The organism is Bordetella hinzii LMG 13501 (genome assembly GCF_001548475.1).
In the GTDB taxonomy this organism is placed as follows: domain Bacteria; phylum Pseudomonadota; class Gammaproteobacteria; order Burkholderiales; family Burkholderiaceae_B; genus Bordetella; species Bordetella hinzii.
The window spans coordinates 71,243-88,101 of the sequence record NZ_LRUJ01000010.1 but is presented as its reverse complement, the minus strand read 5'-3'; the positions used below and the strand labels follow the sequence as shown (position 1 = coordinate 88,101).

16 protein-coding genes are annotated in these 16,859 nt (G+C 67.8%); 12 read left to right on the top strand and 4 right to left on the bottom strand.

Features of this window, described 5'->3' with window-relative positions; translation table 11 throughout:
• Nucleotides 1-88: 88 nt before the first annotated feature.
• From argJ to AXA74_RS09135, 4 genes are all read right to left on the bottom strand, one after another.
• Nucleotides 89-1,315, bottom strand: a complete 1,227-nt coding sequence (gene argJ / locus AXA74_RS09150; RefSeq protein ID WP_032979294.1) for a bifunctional glutamate N-acetyltransferase/amino-acid acetyltransferase ArgJ — start codon at nt 1,313-1,315, stop codon at nt 89-91.
• 91 nt (nt 1,316-1,406) lie between these two features.
• Nucleotides 1,407-2,402: a hypothetical protein gene (locus AXA74_RS09145; RefSeq protein WP_029580119.1), complete on the bottom strand. Its 996-nt coding sequence runs from the start codon at nt 2,400-2,402 to the stop codon at nt 1,407-1,409.
• Nucleotides 2,403-2,444: 42 nt separating this feature from the next.
• Nucleotides 2,445-2,930 (bottom strand): MarR family winged helix-turn-helix transcriptional regulator, encoded by a 486-nt coding sequence (locus tag AXA74_RS09140; RefSeq protein WP_029580120.1) that lies wholly within the window; start codon nt 2,928-2,930, stop codon nt 2,445-2,447.
• Between the two features lie 18 nt (nt 2,931-2,948).
• The gene (locus AXA74_RS09135) at nt 2,949-3,833 is read right to left on the bottom strand and encodes an alpha/beta hydrolase (RefSeq protein WP_029580121.1); all 885 of its coding nucleotides are present in this window, start codon (nt 3,831-3,833) and stop codon (nt 2,949-2,951) included.
• Nucleotides 3,834-4,084: 251 nt separating this feature from the next.
• Here AXA74_RS09135 and AXA74_RS09130 point away from each other — a divergent pair, with 251 nt between their 5' ends.
• From AXA74_RS09130 to AXA74_RS09075, 12 genes are all read left to right on the top strand, one after another.
• On the top strand, nt 4,085-5,248 hold the full coding sequence (locus AXA74_RS09130) for an ABC transporter substrate-binding protein (RefSeq protein ID WP_029580122.1): 1,164 nt from the start codon (nt 4,085-4,087) through the stop codon (nt 5,246-5,248).
• A 62-nt stretch (nt 5,249-5,310) separates the two neighbouring features.
• On the top strand, nt 5,311-6,231 hold the full coding sequence (locus AXA74_RS09125) for a branched-chain amino acid ABC transporter permease (RefSeq protein ID WP_029580123.1): 921 nt from the start codon (nt 5,311-5,313) through the stop codon (nt 6,229-6,231).
• 2 nt (nt 6,232-6,233) lie between these two features.
• Nucleotides 6,234-7,187, top strand: coding sequence for a branched-chain amino acid ABC transporter permease (locus AXA74_RS09120; protein WP_032957337.1), 954 nt, complete (start codon nt 6,234-6,236; stop codon nt 7,185-7,187).
• Nucleotides 7,184-7,969 carry an ABC transporter ATP-binding protein gene (locus tag AXA74_RS09115; protein WP_032979295.1) on the top strand — a complete coding sequence of 262 codons (786 nt, stop codon included), beginning with the start codon at nt 7,184-7,186 and terminating at the stop codon, nt 7,967-7,969. The genes AXA74_RS09120 and AXA74_RS09115 overlap by 4 nt, the downstream gene beginning before the upstream one ends.
• Nucleotides 7,963-8,667: an ABC transporter ATP-binding protein gene (locus AXA74_RS09110; protein WP_032979296.1), complete on the top strand. Its 705-nt coding sequence runs from the start codon at nt 7,963-7,965 to the stop codon at nt 8,665-8,667. The genes AXA74_RS09115 and AXA74_RS09110 overlap by 7 nt, the downstream gene beginning before the upstream one ends.
• A 275-nt stretch (nt 8,668-8,942) precedes the next feature.
• On the top strand, nt 8,943-10,931 hold the full coding sequence (gene siaA, locus AXA74_RS09105) for a biofilm regulation protein phosphatase SiaA (protein ID WP_029580127.1): 1,989 nt from the start codon (nt 8,943-8,945) through the stop codon (nt 10,929-10,931).
• A 19-nt stretch (nt 10,932-10,950) separates the two neighbouring features.
• Nucleotides 10,951-11,490 (top strand): biofilm regulation protein kinase SiaB, encoded by a 540-nt coding sequence (gene siaB / locus AXA74_RS09100; protein WP_029580128.1) that lies wholly within the window; start codon nt 10,951-10,953, stop codon nt 11,488-11,490.
• Nucleotides 11,491-11,530: 40 nt separating this feature from the next.
• On the top strand, nt 11,531-11,911 hold the full coding sequence (gene siaC / locus AXA74_RS09095; protein WP_029580129.1) for a biofilm regulation phosphoprotein SiaC: 381 nt from the start codon (nt 11,531-11,533) through the stop codon (nt 11,909-11,911).
• Nucleotides 11,911-12,723 carry a biofilm regulation diguanylate cyclase SiaD gene (gene siaD, locus AXA74_RS09090; RefSeq protein ID WP_029580130.1) on the top strand — a complete coding sequence of 271 codons (813 nt, stop codon included), beginning with the start codon at nt 11,911-11,913 and terminating at the stop codon, nt 12,721-12,723. The genes siaC and siaD overlap by 1 nt, the downstream gene beginning before the upstream one ends.
• Nucleotides 12,724-12,853: 130 nt before the next feature.
• On the top strand, nt 12,854-15,205 hold the full coding sequence (locus AXA74_RS09085; protein ID WP_029580131.1) for a bifunctional salicylyl-CoA 5-hydroxylase/oxidoreductase: 2,352 nt from the start codon (nt 12,854-12,856) through the stop codon (nt 15,203-15,205).
• On the top strand, nt 15,202-15,990 hold the full coding sequence (locus tag AXA74_RS09080) for an SDR family NAD(P)-dependent oxidoreductase (RefSeq protein ID WP_032979297.1): 789 nt from the start codon (nt 15,202-15,204) through the stop codon (nt 15,988-15,990). Before AXA74_RS09085 ends, AXA74_RS09080 begins: the two co-directional genes overlap by 4 nt.
• A gap of 15 nt (nt 15,991-16,005) precedes the next feature.
• Nucleotides 16,006-16,857, top strand: a complete 852-nt coding sequence (locus AXA74_RS09075) for an enoyl-CoA hydratase family protein (RefSeq protein ID WP_029580133.1) — start codon at nt 16,006-16,008, stop codon at nt 16,855-16,857.
• The last annotated feature ends 2 nt before the right edge of the window (nt 16,858-16,859 follow it).

The window sequence follows — 16,859 nt, the reverse complement described above, 5'->3', positions numbered from 1 at the left end:
GGTTGCAAAGGACGCGACGGCGATCGGGCGCCGCGCGGGTAGCGCGGCGCGCGCGGGACGGGCGTCGTGCCCGTCCTCTGGGGGCGAATCAGGAACGGTAGTCGGCGTTGATGCTGACGTACTCGTGCGAGAAATCGCAGGTGTATACGGTATCGCTGGCCTGGCCCCGGCCCAGCGCGATGCGCACCAGGATCTCGGCCTGCTTCATGACGCGCTGGCCGTCTTCTTCCTGGTAGTCGGGGTTGCGGCCGCCGTCCTTGGCCACCAGCACATCGTCCAGCCAGAGGCGGATCTTGTTGGCGTCCAGGTCATCGATGCCGGCATAGCCGATGGCGGCCAGGATGCGGCCCAGGTTGGGGTCGGAGGCGTAGAAAGCGGTCTTGACCAGCGGCGAGTGGGCCACGGCATAGGCGACCTTGAGGGCTTCCTCGGTATTGCCCGCCTCTTCGACGCGGATGGTCATGAACTTGGTGGCGCCCTCGGCGTCGCGCACGATCTTCTGCGCGAGGTCGGCAGCGGCGTCGGCCAGGGCCTGGCGCAGGGCGGCGTAATCGGCATCGCCGGCGGCATCGACCTGCAGGCCGGACTGGCCGGTGGCCACGACGATGAAGGAGTCGTTGGTCGACGTGTCGCCGTCGATGGTGATGCGGTTGAACGACTGGTCGGCCAGTTCAAGCGCCAGCTTGTCCAGCAGCGGCTGCGCGATGCCGGCGTCGGTGGCCAGGAAGCTCAGCATGGTCGCCATATTGGGGCGGATCATGCCGGCGCCCTTGCTGATGCCGGTCAGGGTGACGGTCTTGCCGCCGATCTGCACGCGGCGCGAGAAGATCTTGGGCAGGGTGTCGGTGGTCATGATGCCGTGGGCGGCATTGAACCACTGGTTGCCGCCCAGCGCGGCCACGGCCTTGGGCAAGCCGGCCAGCAGGCGGTCCATGGGCAGCGGCTCCAGGATGACGCCGGTCGAGAAGGGCAGGACCTGCTCGGCGGGCACGCCCAGCAGCTTGCCCAGTTCGGCGCAGGTGTCCAAGGCGTTCTTCAGGCCGGGCTCGCCCGTGCCGGCATTGGCGTTGCCGGTATTGATGACCAGCGCGCGGATCGGGCCGCCCTTGGCCAGGTGGGCGCGGCTGACCTGGACCGGCGCCGCGCAGAAGCGGTTGCGCGTGAACACGCCGGCCACGGTGGCGCCCGGCGCCAGGCGGAAGACGGTGAGATCGCGGCGGTTGGCCTTGCGGATGCCGGCCTCGGTCACGCCGATTTCGACACCGGCGACGGGAAAGATTTCGGATTCGGAGGGAATCTGGAGATTAACGGCCATGAGTACGTCTCGCTGGGCTGGGCGGTTGCGGCCGCCCGGATGGGGCGGCGGTCAAAACCGTATTATCCCACCGCTGGCGCGCCGGGGTGAGTCAGGGCCCGAGCCGCACGCTGGCGACGTCCAGCACGCCGGCCTCGCGGTTGCCCAGCACGGCCCGCACGGCGCCGTCGGGCGCCTGCAGCACGGATTTGCCCGCCGCGATCTCGGCGCCGCCGGCGCGCCGCGCGCTGCGGCCCCGGGAGGGCGAGAACAGCAGGTCGCCGGGCTGGGCGCCCGGCACCTTGGCGCCGGCCAGCGTCACGCGGGTGCCGGCCGGATAGGTCATGTCGCCCAGGGTTGATTCATGCGCCAGCAGGCCCTCGAAACCCAGCCGGCGGCGGCCCGGGTCCAGGCGCACGTCGGCCTTGAGCAGATCCAGGCCGTCCAGCCGCAAGGCTTCGCTGCCGTCGGTGCGCAGCAGCCAGCCTTCGGGGATGGCTTGCAGCCAGGTGCCGGGGGGCAGTTGCTGCGCATCGAGCTGGTTGCCCGCCGCCAGGTGGCAGCTGGCGAATTCGGGCCGGCCCTGGCGCACCTGGAACTCGGCCATATGGCCGCGGCTGCAGGTCCAGCCGGAGACCGGTTCATCCTGCGCCAAGCCCAGCGACCACGCGGCCGGGCCGCCGGCCGCGTCGAAGTGCCGGACGAGGCGGGCGGCCTTGACGCCGGCCACCGGCGTGGGGGCGGGAAAGCGCGCCTGGTCGAAGCTCGCGGGGTCGTCCGCGGCGCGCAGGCGCAATTCCGTGCCGGCGGGCATGGCAATGCCGGCCAGCTCGCGCGCCTGGGCCAGCACGGTGCGCCGCGCAGCCTCGGCGCGCGCCACGCGCTGGTTCTCGACCCAGTTGCTGAACTGCTGATACGGGAACACGGCCCCGACGCCCGCCAGCACGGCCATGAGCACGGGCCCCAGGCGGCGATGGCCGGCCAGCCAGAGACGCGCATCGCGGCTGCGCGCCAGCATGGCGGCCCAGGTCAGCAGGGTCGCCAGGCAGACCAGGGACAGGCCCATGGTTACATAGAAATTACCGCCAGGAAGAGATACCGGAATCATGCCGGGCATTATGCGCTTTTTTGCTCTCCCGCCGCCCGGCCGCTATGGCCGTCCCTGGCGCGCCACCACCTGCAGCTTGAGTTCGCCCAGCGCCTTGTACAGGGCGTTGCGGCTGGCCTCGGGCAGGTCGCCCAACATGGATTTGACCCAGGACTCATGGGCGCGGGCCATGCGGGCGAAGGTTTTCTTTCCCTGCGGTGTGAGCTTGAGCACGGAACTGCGCCGGTCCGACTCGACCTTGGTGCGCACCACCAGGCCTTCTTTTTCGAGCTGGTCGGTAATGCCGGTGATATTGCCGTTGGTGACCATCATGTGGCGCGACAACTCGCCCATCTTCATGCCCTTGGGTGCGCGCTGCAGCTGGGCCATCAGGTCGAAGCGGGGCAGGGTGGTGTCGAAGTCGGTGCGCAGCCGGCTGCGGATCTCGGATTCGATCAGATTGCAGCAGGTCAGCATGCGCAGCCAGAGCCGCAGGGCGTGGTGGTCTTCCGGCGCGGCGCGGCTTTCCAGATCGGGCGTGTCGGTCATGGTGGTCTCGGCGGGATGTCAGGAGGCTGCCGGCCCGGGGGCCAGGCCCATTTGTTCGAGAATGGCGCGGGTGTGGGCGGCGCGGGGATCGTTGAGCTTGAGCACCAGATCGAAGTGATTGCTGCCCGGCATGTCCACATAGCGTCCGGTATGGCCGGCCGCCCGCCATTGCGCGAGATAGTCGCGGCTTTGGCGCTTGAATTCGTCGGTCTCGGTTTCGCCGTAGGTAATGAGCAGCGGGCAGCCCCGGGCGGGCAGCGGCAGCAGGGCGGGGCTGTTGCGCTCGGCGTCGGCCGGGCTCATGCGCATCCACTCGTTGATGTGTGTGTGGACCAGGGGCCGCAGGTCGTAGAGGCCGGAGAGCGAGGCGGCGCCGCGGATGGCGTCGTCGGGCAGGCCATGGGCGGCCTGCCAGCCGGGCGCCAGCAGCATGCCGACCAGCTGGCCGCCGGCCGAGCTGCCGCAGACGTGGATGCGCCGGGGATCGCCGCCATGCTCGCCGATATGGGCGTGGACCCAGGCCAGCGCCCGGCGCGCCTGGTCGACGATGCGGTCCAGCGTGACGGCCGGCGCCAGCGAGTAATTCATGACCACGACGGTGGCGCCGGCGGCCGTGAAGGCGGGCGCCATATTGCAGGAGTCGTCCTTGGACAGCGCGCGCCAGTAGCCGCCGTGTATGAAGAAAAACACCGGCGCATCGGCCTGGCGGGCTGGGAAGATATCCAGCGTTTCGTCGGCATGCGGCCCATAGGCGATGTCGGCCCGGCAGGCCACGGCGAGCCGCGCCCGGCGGCTCTCATCGGCGTACTGCTTGAGTATCGCCTGGATGTCGGGTACTGTCGCGCGTGCGTTGTACTGCACGTCCAGCGCGCTGCGGTCGTAGTTGCGGTAGAGCAGGGTCATCGGCGCTTGTAACCGGGCTTGGGGAAGACGGGCTGGGAAAATGACGGGCCTGGGGCAAACCCTAGACTTGTTTTGCCGAATACTTTAAACCTAAACTATGCCGGATGCCAGTTTCTTCTCCGGTATTGCCGACTGGAGAGCGCCCCGGGGATCACGTCGTGGCGTCGCGGGCATTGCCGCAGCACTCGCCAACCCATCCGAACGCCGAAATAACAATATCTCTGCCGCGCGCGAGCGCAAGGAGCTCCACCATGCGTTTCCTCCCCTCTCTTCTGGCCGCCGCCGTCCTGATGCCCGCCATGGCCTCGGCCGACACCATCAAGGTCGGTATCGCCAACGACATTTCCGGCCCCTTCGCGGCGCTGGGCGCCGAGGCGCGCGACGGCTTCAACCTGGCCATCAAGCAGCTTGGCGGCAAGCTGGGCGGCCAGCAGGCCGAGTTCCTGCAGACCGACATGGGCGGCAACCCCGACCAGGCGCGCCAGCTCGTCACGCGCTACCTGCAGCGCGACAAGATCGACTTCTTCACGGGCCCGATCGGCTCCAATGTCGCCCTGGCCGTGGGGCCGGCGCTATTTGCCGCCAAGGTGCCCTATCTGTCGAACAACCCGGGCCCCAGCCAGTTCGCCGGCGCCCAGTGCAACCGCTATTGGTTCGGCCTGTCCTACCAGAACGATGCCTTCCATGAGGCCGCCGGCAAGGTGGCCGCCGACCGCGGCTACAAGAAGGTCTTCATCATGGCGCCGGACTATCCCGCCGGCAAGGACGCCCTGACCGGCTTCAAGCGCGGCTACAAGACGCCCGTGAGCGATGAGCTCTATACCAAGCTGGGCCAGTTGGACTACGCCGCCGAGATCGCGCAGATCCGCGCCGCCAAGCCCGATGCGGTGTATATCTTCCTGCCCGGCGGCATGGGCATCAATTTCGTCAAGCAGTTCGTCTCGGCGGGCCTGTCGCAGGGCACGGCGCTGATCGGCCCGGGGTTCTCGGCCGACGAGGACGTGATCCAGGCGGTGGGCGAACCCATGCTGGGCATGTACAACACCGCGCAATGGGCCCATGACCTGGACAACGCGCAGAACAAGCAGTTCGTCGAGGCCTTCCGCAAGGAATACAACGGCCGCTATCCTTCGGTCTATGCCGCCCAGGCCTATGACGTCATCATGGCCATCGACGCCGCCGTCAAGCAATCGGGCGGCAAGGCCAGCGACCGCGACGCCGTGGTGGCCGCGCTGCAGAAGGCCGATTTCTCCTCGGTGCGCGGGCCTTTCACCTACGGCAAGAACCACTATCCCATCCAGTCGTACTACGTGCGCGTGGTCGACAAGGACGGCAGCGGCCGCATCACCAACAAGCTCGTGGGCAAGGTCTTCGACAAGTACCAGGACGTCTACGTCGGCGAGTGCAAGCTGTAATCCCATCGCGGGGATGAACGCGGGCGGCGCGGCCGCCGCCCGCGGCACACGGGGAAAGGTTCATGACGTTTACGCTGGTCGTCGAGCAGTTGCTCAATGGTCTCCAGTTCGGGTTGATGTTGTTTTTGATCGCGGCGGGGCTGACGCTGGTGTTCGGGATCATGGACATCATGAACCTCGCCCATGGTTCGCTCTATATGGCCGGGGCCTATGTCGCCGCCGAGACCATGCAGCGCACGGGCTCCTTCGCCGCCGCCGTCCTGGTGGCGGCCATCGCCACGGGCGCGGTGGGCGCGCTCTTGGAGCTGGTGCTCATCCGCCGGCTCGCCGTGCGCGATCACCTGGCCCAGGTCCTGGGCACGTACGCGGTCATCCTGATCGCCAATGACCTCGTCAAGATGATCTGGGGGCCGGCGCCCGTCATGCTCAACATGCCCGCCGCCCTGTCCGGCCCCGTGCGCCTGCTGCCCGATCTCCTGTATCCGGCCTATCGCCTGATGATCATCATCTTCGGCCTGGCCGCCGCCGCCGGCCTGTATTGGTTCGTCACGCGGACCCGGGCCGGCGTGCTGGTGCGCGCCGGCGCCTCCAATCGCCAGATGGCCACGCTCATGGGCGTGCGCGTGCCGGTGCTGTTCCTGGGCGTCTTCACGCTGGGAGCCATGCTGGCCGCGGTGGCCGGCGCCCTGTTGGGGCCGGTGACGGCCGTGCAGGTCGGAATGGGCGAGGAGATCCTCATCCTCGTGCTGGTCTGCATTGTCATCGGCGGCATCGGCTCCATACGCGGCGCCTTCGTGGGCGCGCTGCTGGTGGGCATGGTGGATACGGCCGGGCGCGCCTTCCTGCCCATGCTGCTGCGCCAGGTGTTCTCGCCGGCGGTGGCCTCCAGCGTCGGCCCGACCCTTGCGGCCATCCTGATCTACGTCCTGATGGCGGCCATCCTGGTGTTCCGCCCGTCGGGCCTGTTTCCGGCGCGGGGCTGACCATGAGCAAAAGCCTGGTCTTCACCTTGATCCTGCTGGCCGCGCTGGTGGCTTTTCCGCTGGCCGCGCCGGCGCTGGGGCTGGATTTCTATATCTCTTTTGTGCGGCGCGTGCTGATCTACGCGCTGGCGGCCACCAGCCTGAACCTCGTGCTGGGCTATGGCGGCATGGTGGCCCTGGGCCACGCGGCTTTCTTCGGGGCCGGCGCCTATGCCGTGGGCATCCTGGGCGCCTCGGGCGTGATGGCGGCGCTCATCGTGTGGCCGGCGGCCATGCTGCTGGCCGCCGCGCTGGCCTGGGTGATAGGCGCGATTTCGCTGCGAACCCGCGGTGTGTACTTCATCATGATCACGCTGGCCTTCGCGCAGATGGTCTACTACATCTTCATCTCGCTGCGGCAGTACGGCGGCGAGGACGGGCTCAACCTCGCGGGCTATTCGACCCTGCCGGGGCTGGACCTGGCCAATGACGTGGTTTTCTACTACCTGGTCCTGGCCATCCTGGTGGCGGCGATGTTCCTCTTCAACCGGCTGGTGGCGTCGCGCTACGGCGCGGCCCTGCAGGGCGTGCGCGAAAACGAATCGCGGATGGAGGCCCTGGGCTACCCCGTCTACCGTATCAAGCTCACCGCCTTCGTGCTGAGCGGCGCGGCCGCCGGGCTGGCCGGCGCGCTGCTGGCCAACCACAACCTTTTCATCTCGCCCAGCCTGATGCACTGGACCCAATCGGCCAACCTGCTCATCATGGTGCTGGTGGGCGGCATCGGCCTGCGCTATGGCGGCGTGGCCGGCGCCACTGTCATGCTGGTGCTCGAAGAGGCCTTGCGGCAATGGACCGAGTATTGGCACCTGCCCCTGGGCCTGTTGCTGCTGGCCGTGGTGCTGGGCGCGCCGCGCGGGCTGGCCGGCCTGGCCGCGCCCTGGTTCGGCGGCCGTTCTCCGAAGGCGCAATCATGACCCCGCACACCACGCCGGCGCTGCATGCCACCGGGCTGGTGCGCCGTTTCGGCGCGCTGCTGGCCACCGACCACGTCAGCCTCACCCTGGCGCCGGGAGAGATCCACGCCCTGATCGGCCCCAACGGCGCGGGCAAGTCCACGCTCATCCATCTGCTGTCGGGCACGCTGGCCGCCGACGCGGGCAGGCTGATGGTGGGCCAGACCGACGTGTCGCGCCTGTCGGCCCACCAGAGAGTGGCCAGCGGGCTGTCGCGTTCCTACCAGATCACCAACATCTTCCGCGGCTTCACGGTGATGGACAATCTGCTGCTCGCGGTGCAGGCGCATGCCGGCAGCAGTTTCCGTTTCTGGCGTCCCCGCGCCTCGGAAACCGCGCTCTATGACGCCGCGCGGGAGCTCGCGCGCCAGTGCGCCATCGATGCCAGCCTGCTGGACCGCCAGGCCGGCACCTTGCCGCATGGCGAACAGCGCAAGCTGGAGTTCGCCTTGGCCCTGGCCGCCAAGCCTCGCGTGCTGCTGCTGGACGAGCCCATGGCGGGCATGGGGCCGGACGAAACCCTGCGCCTGACCGAACTGATCGAATCGCTGCGCGGGCAGGCCGCCATGCTGTTGGTCGAACACGATATGCAGGCGGTGTTCCGCCTGGCCGACCGGATTTCGGTGCTGGTGTACGGGCGGGTGATCGCCACCGGCACGCCCGAGGAAATCCGCGCCAATCCCGATGTGCGCCAGGCCTATCTCGGCGACGATGGCGAACATGCCCGGGAGAAGACATGCTGAGCATCAAGGGAGCGGTCAGCGGCTATGGCGCCAGCCAGGTGCTGTTTGGCGTGGATCTGGAGATCGGCGCCGGCCAGGTGGTGACGCTGCTGGGCCGCAACGGCATGGGCAAGACGACCTTGCTGCGCACGCTGTTCGGCCAATTGCCCCTGCGGGCCGGCAGCATTGAATTCGCCGGACGCGGCATCGGCGGCTGGAGCCCGGACCGCATCGCGCGCAGCGGGCTGGCCCTGGTGCCCGAAGGCCGGCAGTGCTTTCCCAACCTGACCGTGCGCGAACACCTGACGGCCTTTGCCGACCGGCGCAATCCCGACATCGGCCAGCCCTGGACGCCGGAGCGGGTCTTTGAGCTCTTCCCCCGCCTGGCCGAACGCGCCGGCAATATGGGCAACCAATTGTCGGGCGGCGAACAGCAGATGCTGGCCATCGGCCGGGCGCTGGTGACCAACCCGCGCCTGCTCATCCTGGACGAGGCCACCGAAGGGCTGGCGCCCAGGATACGCGAAGAAATCTGGCAGTGCCTGGCCCGCTTGCGCACCGCGGGCCAGACCATCCTGGTGATCGATAAATATGTCGAGCGCTTGCTGGCGCTGGCCGACCGCCATGTCATCCTGGAGCGGGGCAAGGTGGTCTGGAGCGGCGATTCGGCGGCCCTGGACGACGACCGCGGCTTGTGGGAGCGCTATCTGGGCGTCTAGTCCTTTGGGGGCGCCGCCGCCGGCAGGCGCGACAGATCGGAATTTTTCGATATTTACGGCAATAAATATCAGACGCTAACGCCTTCTTGCGCAACAAGTTGACATAGTAGAAGCCGGGCGTGTGCGGATGTTTCCAACCCCCTTGCTGGCATCTACACTAGCGGCGCCTTTCGCGACGCGGCACAAGCGCAATCGCGAAACAAGAGTGGGGAGTCAGGCAGGCCCGGCCGGCGGTCCCCGTCGTGGCAAGATGTTCCGGCCGCTGGGGAGAAGGTATGGCGAAGTGGGGTTTGCGCAAGAAGTCCTTCATGGCGCTGCTGTTGGCATGCATCGTCATGCTGGCGCCGGCGATCTTGATTGCGTGGTTGGTGTTTGATGGTGTGCGAGACCATTTCGGCCGCGCGTTCGCGGAGAATTTCACGCAGCTCAGCCGCCAGCGCATCCTGGCGCCGGTCTCGCGCGAGATGGCGCTGTCCATCCGCCTGGCCAACAGCGAGGTGACGCGGCGCTGGCTGCGCCATGAAAACGACCCCGACGCGCGTGAGCTCTTCTTCCGCGAGGCCGAAGGCTATCGGCGCGATTTCATGGGCCATGTCTATTTCATCGCCAGCGCGGCCAGCGGCAACTATTACTTCAGCGACACCGCCGAGCACCCTGGCAAGCCGCGCTACACCCTGAGCCGGGACGACGCCGAGGACGGCTGGTTCTATGCCTCGCTCAAATCGCCCGAGCGCTACAACATCAATGTCAATCCGGATATCAAGCTCAAGGCGACCAAGGTCTGGATCAATGTGCAGATCCGCGACGGCGACCAAGTGCTGGGCCTGAGCGGCACCGGCCTGGACGTGGGGGGATTCCTGCGCGAGTTCGTCGACAGCGGCCGGGCGGGCGTCACGCCGGTCATTGTCGACGAGCAGGGCGCCATCCAGGCCTATAAAGACGCCACGCGCATCGCCTACAACTCCGGCGCCCAGGGGCAGGCCAAGGAGCGCGGCCTGGTGTTCAGTCTCCTGGACGCCGGCGACAGCCGCGGCAATCTCGAGGCGGCGATGCGTCAGGCCCGGGAAGACGCCAGCGCCGTGGCCATGACCTGGGCCATGGTGGACGGCGCCCGCCAGCTGGTGGCCGTGGCCTATATGCCCGAGCTGCGCTGGCATGTGGTGACGCTGGTCGATTTCGGCGCGGCCCGGGTGGTGGATCCGGGCTGGCTGTGGCCGGGCGCCATCGGCCTGGTGCTGCTGTTCGTCGCCCTGGTGCTGTGTTTCGGCTTTGCCATCGAGCGCCTGATGCTGCGTCCGCTGCACCGCCTGCAGCAATCGGCCCGCGCCATCGCCGATGGCAGCTACGATGTGCGCCTGCCGCCGGGCGGGCAGGATGAAATCGGCGACCTGAGCCGCGCCTTCGGCGTGATGGCCGACAAGGTCCGCAAGCACACCGCCGAACTGGAGAGCAAGGTGCGCGAGCGCACCTCCGAATTGGAGTCCGCCAACCGCGCCATGGCCGCGGCCCGCAAGAAAATCGACGATTCGATCGATTATGCCAGCCTGATCCAGCGCGCCATCCTGCCGGATCGCCAGATGACCCAGTCGCTGGGGGCGCACCATTTCGTGCTCTGGAAGCCGCGCGATGTGGTCGGGGGCGACTTCTATGTGTTCCGCTCCGACGGCGCGAATTGCCTGCTGGGCATCATGGACTGCGCCGGCCATGGCGTGCCGGGCGCGCTGATGACCATGCTGGCGCGCGCGGCCATCGACCTGGCCATGACCGAAATCGGCCCGCGCGACCCGGCCGGCATCCTCAGGCGCACTGACAGCGCCATCCGCGCGATGCTGGCCGATGCGCAGCTGCCGCGCGCCCTGGCGACGAACACGGACGCCGGCCTGGTATATATTGACCGCGAGAAGCGCCGGCTCGTTTATTCCGGCGCGAAGATTTCCCTGTATGCCAGCAATGGCGAAGACGCGCGCGAGGTGCACGGCGGGCGCCGGGCCCTGGGCGACAAGCGCATGGGCGAGTACGAGAACATCGAGCTGCCGCTGCAGGCAGGCTGGACGTATTACCTGGTGACCGATGGTTTCCTGGACCAGGCCGGCGGCGAGTTCGGGTTCGGTTTTGGCAATACCCGTTTCGCGGCCATGCTCAAACGCCATGCGCGGCGCTCCATGGAGGAGCAGGCCCAGGCGTTTTCCCAGGCCCTGGCCGAATACCAGGGCGAGCTGCCGCAGCGAGACGACATCACCTTGCTGTCTTTCCGCTTCGATTGAATTTTTCTTGGGGTATTGCATGAACGCTGCCGATCTCTACGCGCTGGGTGAGCGGTTCGACAAGAACCGGGTGCTCCTGTGCTTCAACGGCCCGATCTCCCGCAGCTTGATCGAAGAGATCGGCAATGCGCTCAAGAACTACCTGAACGCCGAGCACGCCCGGCCCGCGGAGGCCATGGACGTGTTCTCGGTCTATATCGAGATGGTGCAGAACATCCGCCAGTATGCGGCGGCCCATGGGTCGACCGAGGCGCGCGCCACGGTGGTCATCGGCCGCGGCGGCGAGAACCGCTACGAGGTGTCGGCGGGCAATCTCGTCAAATCCGAGGACGGGCAGGTGCTGGTGCGGCGGATTTCCGAGCTGGCGACGCTGGACAAGGCCGCCCTGAAGGCGGCCTACAAGACGCAGCTGCACAGGCCGCGCGATCCCGGCGCGGCCAGCGGCGCGGGCCTGGGGCTGATAGACATCGCGCGGCGCGCCGGAGCGCCGTTGCGGGCCAGCCTGAGCCCCAGCGCCCAGGCGGGCTGGGATTTCTTCAGCCTCAGCGTGGAGATCTGAGCCCGTGCAAGCGCCCTCGCAAGCAATTTTGGAGCGATCAATGAGTAGTGATTTGAATATTGCCGGGACGCAGTCCACGCCTGCCATCCGCACGGACAGCAGCGCGGGGCTGCTGTTCATGGGCGGGGACTCCTATCCGGAAAACTCCTTCGAACTGTTCGGCCCTGTGATCGAATGGGTGGAGAACTTCCTGTCCGGCGGCAGCCAGCCCCTGCGCCTGGAGCTCGAACTGCTGTACCTGAATACCAGCAGCATTAAGTCCATCATGGACATCTTCGACATCCTGGAAGCCTTCCACCAGAAGGGCCGCGACGTGGCGGTCACCTGGTACTACGATATGCGCAACGAACGGGTGGGAGAGCTGGCCGAAGAGTTCAAGGAAGACTGCACCTTCCCCTTCTCGGTCGTCGGGCGGACGTAATGGCCGCCAAGTCCGACCTGGACCGGCGTATTGCCGATTTGTTGGCGGACCCGGCCTATGAGGGCCATCCCCTGCGGGCAGCCCTGGAGACGCTTTGGCTGCAGGCCAATGAGCACATGGCCCGCATCGAGCGGATCACGCAGATCTCCGACGCCTATCAGTCCATGGCCTTGCGGCGCGAGCAGGGCCTGTACGAGCGTTTCGACCGGCAGCTGCAGCGGCTGGCGCGTATCGCGCGCATCTCCGATCACTACCAGAGCATGATGCGGGACCTCAACCGCACACTGGAAGAAACCTCGCGGCGCGATCCCTTGACCGGCCTGCTCAATCGGCGCGCGCTCATGGACATCATCCGCCTGGAGGTCCAGCGTTCGGATGCCAGCGGCAAGGCTTTCCTGGTCGCCATGCTGGACGTGGACCATTTCAAGTCGGTCAACGACCGCTATGGCCACGAGGCGGGCGACCGCGTGCTGGTGGAGCTGGCCGGGGTGTTGCAGCAGAGCATGCGCGCCAGCGACCATTGCGGCCGCTGGGGCGGCGAGGAGTTCCTGCTGCTGCTGCCCGAGACCGATCTGGCCGCCGGCCAGCTGGCCATGGACCGGGTGGTGGGCGCGGTCCGCGCCCTGTCCATCGCCGTGGGCGGCGAAACCCTGCGGCTGACGGTCAGCGTGGGCATGGCCGACCACCTGGTGGGAGAGACGCTGTCTGACACCTTGAGCCGCGCCGATCAGGCGCTCTACCTCGCCAAGCACGACGGCCGCGACCGCGTCGCGCTGCCCGGCGTCCCCCGCCAGCAGGCTGCCGGGGACTGATCGTCCCCAATTTTGCGCCCGGGGAGTTTCCCCATTGGCGCGGCCCGCCGTTTGCGGTATATATTTCAAGCCTAAACTATCAAGGTCTAAAGTCTATTGCGGCAGGCCAGGTCGTAAGGAGCGAGAGGCAATGAAGATCGTGTGCATCGGCGGCGGGCCCGCCGGCCTGTATTTCGGCCTGCTGATGAAGCTGCGCAATCCGGACAATGACGTCACCGTGGTTGAGCGCAACCGGCCCTACGACACATTCGGCTGGGGCGTGGTGTTTTCCGACGCGACGATGGAGAATCTGCGCCAGGCCGATCCGGTGTCGGCGCGCACCATAGGCGAGGCCTTCAACCACTGGGACGACATCGACATCCATTTCAAGGGCCGCACCGTGCGCAGTGGCGGCCATGGCTTCATCGGCATCGGCCGCAAGCGCCTGCTCAATATCCTGCAGGCGCGCTGCGAGGACGTCGGCGTGAAGCTGGTCTTCGAGACCTTCGTGCAGGACGACCAGGAGATTGCGCGCCAGTACGATGCCGACCTGGTGATCGCCTCGGACGGCATCAACAGCCAGGTGCGCGGGCGCTACGCCGCCACCTTCCGGCCCGACATCGACCAGCGGCGCTGCCGCTTTGTCTGGCTGGGCACCCGCAAGGTCTTCGACGCTTTCACCTTTGCCTTCGTCCAGACCGAGCACGGCTGGTTCCAGGCCCATGCCTATCGCTTCGAGGACGGGCTGTCGACTTTCATCGTGGAAACCCCCGAAGAAACCTGGCAGGCCGCCGGCATCGAACGCATGAGCCAGGAGGAGGGCATCGCCTATTGCGAGAAGCTGTTCGCGCCCTGGCTGGACGGCCATCCCTTGATGAGCAACGCCGCGCACCTGCGCGGCTCGGCCATCTGGATCCGCTTCCCGCGGGTCATCTGCGACACCTGGGTGCACTGGAACACGCTGGAGACCGCGCGCGGCCTGCGCGATGTGCCCGTGGTGTTGATGGGCGATGCGGCGCATACGGCTCACTTCTCCATCGGTTCGGGCACCAAGCTGGCGCTCGAAGACGCCATCGAGCTGGCCCGCTGCATGGACGCCTCGCCGGGCAACCTGCCCGGCGCGCTCAAGCAATACGAGGCCGTGCGCAGCGTCGAGGTGCTCAAGATCCAGAACGCGGCGCGCAATTCGACCGAATGGTTCGAGAATGTGGCGCGCTACGCGGACCTGCCGCCCGAGCAGTTTGCCTATTCGCTGCTGACGCGCTCGCAGCGCATTTCGCACGAAAACCTGCGCCTGCGCGACCCGCAATGGCTGCAGGGCTATGAGCGCTGGCTGGCCGAGCAGGGCGGGTTGCCGGTGCGCGCCGGGGCGCGCCCGCCGCTGCCCATGCTCACCCCCTACCGGGCGCGCTCGGTCACCCTGCCCAACCGCATCGTGGTCTCGCCCATGGCCATGTACTCCTGCGAGGACGGGGTGCCGGGCGACTTCCATCTGGTGCACCTGGGCGCGCGCGCCATGGGCGGCGCCGGCCTGGTCATGGTCGAGATGACCTGCCCCGCGCCGGATGCCCGCATCACCCCGGGCTGCCCGGGCCTGTGGAACGAAGCGCAGACCCGCGCCTTCGCGCGCATCGTGGATTTCGTGCATGCCAACAGCCCGGCCCGCATCGGCATCCAGCTGGGCCATGCCGGACGCAAGGGCTCGACCCAGCTGGGCTGGCAACGCATCGATCATCCGCTGCCGGCCGGCAACTGGCCGCTGGTGTCGGCCTCGCCGCTGCCCTATCTGCCCGGGGTTTCCCAGGTGCCGCGCGAAATGACGCGGGCCGACATGGACCGCGTGCGGGACGAGTTCGCGGCGGCCGCGACGCGCGCCGCGGCCGCCGGGTTCGACTGGCTGGAACTGCATTGCGCCCACGGCTATCTGCTGTCCAGCTTTATCTCGCCTATCACCAATCAACGGGGCGATGACTATGGCGGCAGCCTGGAGAACCGCCTGCGCTATCCGCTGGAGGTGTTCCGCGCCGTGCGCCAGGCCTGGCCGGAGGACAAGCCCATGTCAGTGCGCATTTCGGCCCATGACTGGGTCGAGGGCGGCATCGACGCGGATGCGGCGGTGGAGATCGCCCGCCGCTTCAAGGAGGCGGGGGCCGACATGATCGATTGTTCCTCCGGACAGGTCAGCCCCGACCAGAAACCGGTCTACGGACGCATGTACCAGACGCCCTTCGCTGACCGGGTGCGCAATGAGGCCGGGATCCCGACCATCGCTGTCGGCGCGATCTTCGAGGCCGATCATGCCAACGGCATCATCGCCTCGGGCCGGGCCGATCTGTGCGCGCTGGCGCGCCCGCACTTGGCCGACGCGGCCTGGACGCTGCGCGAGACCGCCCGCGTGGGCTATCGCGATATCGCCTGGCCGGACCCCTACCTGGCTGGCAAGCGCCAGCTGGAAACCAACTTCGAACGCGCCGCCAGCATGGCGCAACTGGACGTGAAATGACGCCGTTTCCTGAGCTGCGGGGCCGCCATGCCCTGGTGACCGGCGGGGCGCGCGGCATCGGTCTGGCCTGCGCCCGCGCGCTGGCCGGCCGAGGCGCCGACGTGACGCTGCTGGGGCGCAATATCCAGACCCTGGAGGCGGCGCGCCTGGGCCTGGCCGGCGATGGCATCTCGGTGAGCGTGGCCGCGGCCGATGTCGCCCGTCCCGGGGAAGTGGCCGACGCCTTCGAGGCCGCGCGCGCGGCGCGCGGCCCGATCCAGATCCTGGTCAATAACGCCGGGCAGGCCTTGAGCGAGCGCTTCGACCGGACCTCGGCGCAGCTCTGGGAGCAGATGCTGCAGGTCAACCTGAGCGGCACCTTTCATTGCACCCAGGCGGCGCTGCCCGACATGCTGCAAGGCGGCTGGGGGCGCGTCATCAACGTGGCCAGCACCGCCGGCCTGGTCGGCTATGCCTATGTCTCGGCCTATTGCGCGGCCAAGCACGGCGTGGTGGGTCTGACCCGCGCGCTGGCGCAGGAAGTGGCCCGCAAGGGCATCACGGTCAATGCCGTGTGCCCGGGCTATACCGAGACGGACATCGTGCGCGAGGCCGTGGACAACATCATGAGGAAGACCGGCATGGACGAAGCCGCCGCCCGCGCGCGGCTGGCCGAACGCAATCCCCAGGGCCGCCTGGTGTCGGCCGACGAGGTCGCCGATACCGTGGCCTGGCTGGCTTTGCCGGCCAGCGCCTCGGTCAATGGACAAGCCATCGCGGTGGATGGCGGCGAAGCCGCCGCCTGAGCAAAAGGAGACAGCATGAGTCAGGAAGCGCACAGCATGAAGCATCACAAACAGCCCTGGGCCGGCTATCGGCCACGGCATTTCCTGTGGCAGACCAGCGCCGATGGCAAGGTGGCCACCATCACGCTGAACCGGCCCGAACGCAAGAACCCGCTGACCTTCGACTCCTATGCCGAGCTGCGCGATCTGTTCCGCGGGCTGGTGTATGCCACCGACATCAAGGTGGTGCTGATCACCGGCGCGGGCGGGAATTTCTGCTCGGGCGGCGACGTGCACGAAATCATCGGGCCGCTCACGCGCATGAGCATGCCCGAGCTGCTGGATTTCACGCGCATGACCGGCGATCTGGTCAAGGCCATGCGCGCCTGCCCGCAGCCTATCGTGGCGGCCGTCGATGGCGTGTGCGCCGGCGCCGGGGCCATGATGGCCCTGGCCTCGGATATGCGCCTGGGCACGCCGGCCGCGCGCACGGCCTTTCTGTTCACCCGCGTGGGGCTGGCCGGCGCCGACATGGGCGCCTGCACGCTGCTGCCGCGCACCATAGGCCAGGGCAGGGCCTCCGAGCTGCTCTACACCGGCCGCGCCATGAGCGCCGAGGAAGGCCTGGCCTGGGGGTTTTTCAATGCCCTGCACGAATCCGCCGAGCTGGCCGGCGCGGCCGCGCAGCTGGCCGCCCAGGTGGCGGCCGGTCCGACCTTCGCGCATGGCATGACCAAGAAACTCCTGCACCAGGAGTGGAATATGGGCCTGGACGAGGCCATCGAGGCCGAGGCCGAGGCGCAGGCCATCTGTATGCAGACGCGCGATTTCCGCCGCGCCTACGAGGCCTTCGTGGACAAGCGCAAGCCGGTGTTCGAAGGGGATTGAGC

Coding starts and splice junctions, on each gene's coding strand:
- argJ (WP_032979294.1), bottom strand. CDS start 1,315: ATGGCCGTTAATCTCCAGATTCCCTCCGAATCCGAAATCTTTCCCGTC.
- AXA74_RS09145 (WP_029580119.1), bottom strand. CDS start 2,402: ATGATTCCGGTATCTCTTCCTGGCGGTAATTTCTATGTAACCATGGGC.
- AXA74_RS09140 (WP_029580120.1), bottom strand. CDS start 2,930: ATGACCGACACGCCCGATCTGGAAAGCCGCGCCGCGCCGGAAGACCAC.
- AXA74_RS09135 (WP_029580121.1), bottom strand. CDS start 3,833: ATGACCCTGCTCTACCGCAACTACGACCGCAGCGCGCTGGACGTGCAG.
- AXA74_RS09130 (WP_029580122.1), top strand. CDS start 4,085: ATGCGTTTCCTCCCCTCTCTTCTGGCCGCCGCCGTCCTGATGCCCGCC.
- AXA74_RS09125 (WP_029580123.1), top strand. CDS start 5,311: ATGACGTTTACGCTGGTCGTCGAGCAGTTGCTCAATGGTCTCCAGTTC.
- AXA74_RS09120 (WP_032957337.1), top strand. CDS start 6,234: ATGAGCAAAAGCCTGGTCTTCACCTTGATCCTGCTGGCCGCGCTGGTG.
- AXA74_RS09115 (WP_032979295.1), top strand. CDS start 7,184: ATGACCCCGCACACCACGCCGGCGCTGCATGCCACCGGGCTGGTGCGC.
- AXA74_RS09110 (WP_032979296.1), top strand. CDS start 7,963: ATGCTGAGCATCAAGGGAGCGGTCAGCGGCTATGGCGCCAGCCAGGTG.
- siaA (WP_029580127.1), top strand. CDS start 8,943: ATGGCGAAGTGGGGTTTGCGCAAGAAGTCCTTCATGGCGCTGCTGTTG.
- siaB (WP_029580128.1), top strand. CDS start 10,951: ATGAACGCTGCCGATCTCTACGCGCTGGGTGAGCGGTTCGACAAGAAC.
- siaC (WP_029580129.1), top strand. CDS start 11,531: ATGAGTAGTGATTTGAATATTGCCGGGACGCAGTCCACGCCTGCCATC.
- siaD (WP_029580130.1), top strand. CDS start 11,911: ATGGCCGCCAAGTCCGACCTGGACCGGCGTATTGCCGATTTGTTGGCG.
- AXA74_RS09085 (WP_029580131.1), top strand. CDS start 12,854: ATGAAGATCGTGTGCATCGGCGGCGGGCCCGCCGGCCTGTATTTCGGC.
- AXA74_RS09080 (WP_032979297.1), top strand. CDS start 15,202: ATGACGCCGTTTCCTGAGCTGCGGGGCCGCCATGCCCTGGTGACCGGC.
- AXA74_RS09075 (WP_029580133.1), top strand. CDS start 16,006: ATGAGTCAGGAAGCGCACAGCATGAAGCATCACAAACAGCCCTGGGCC.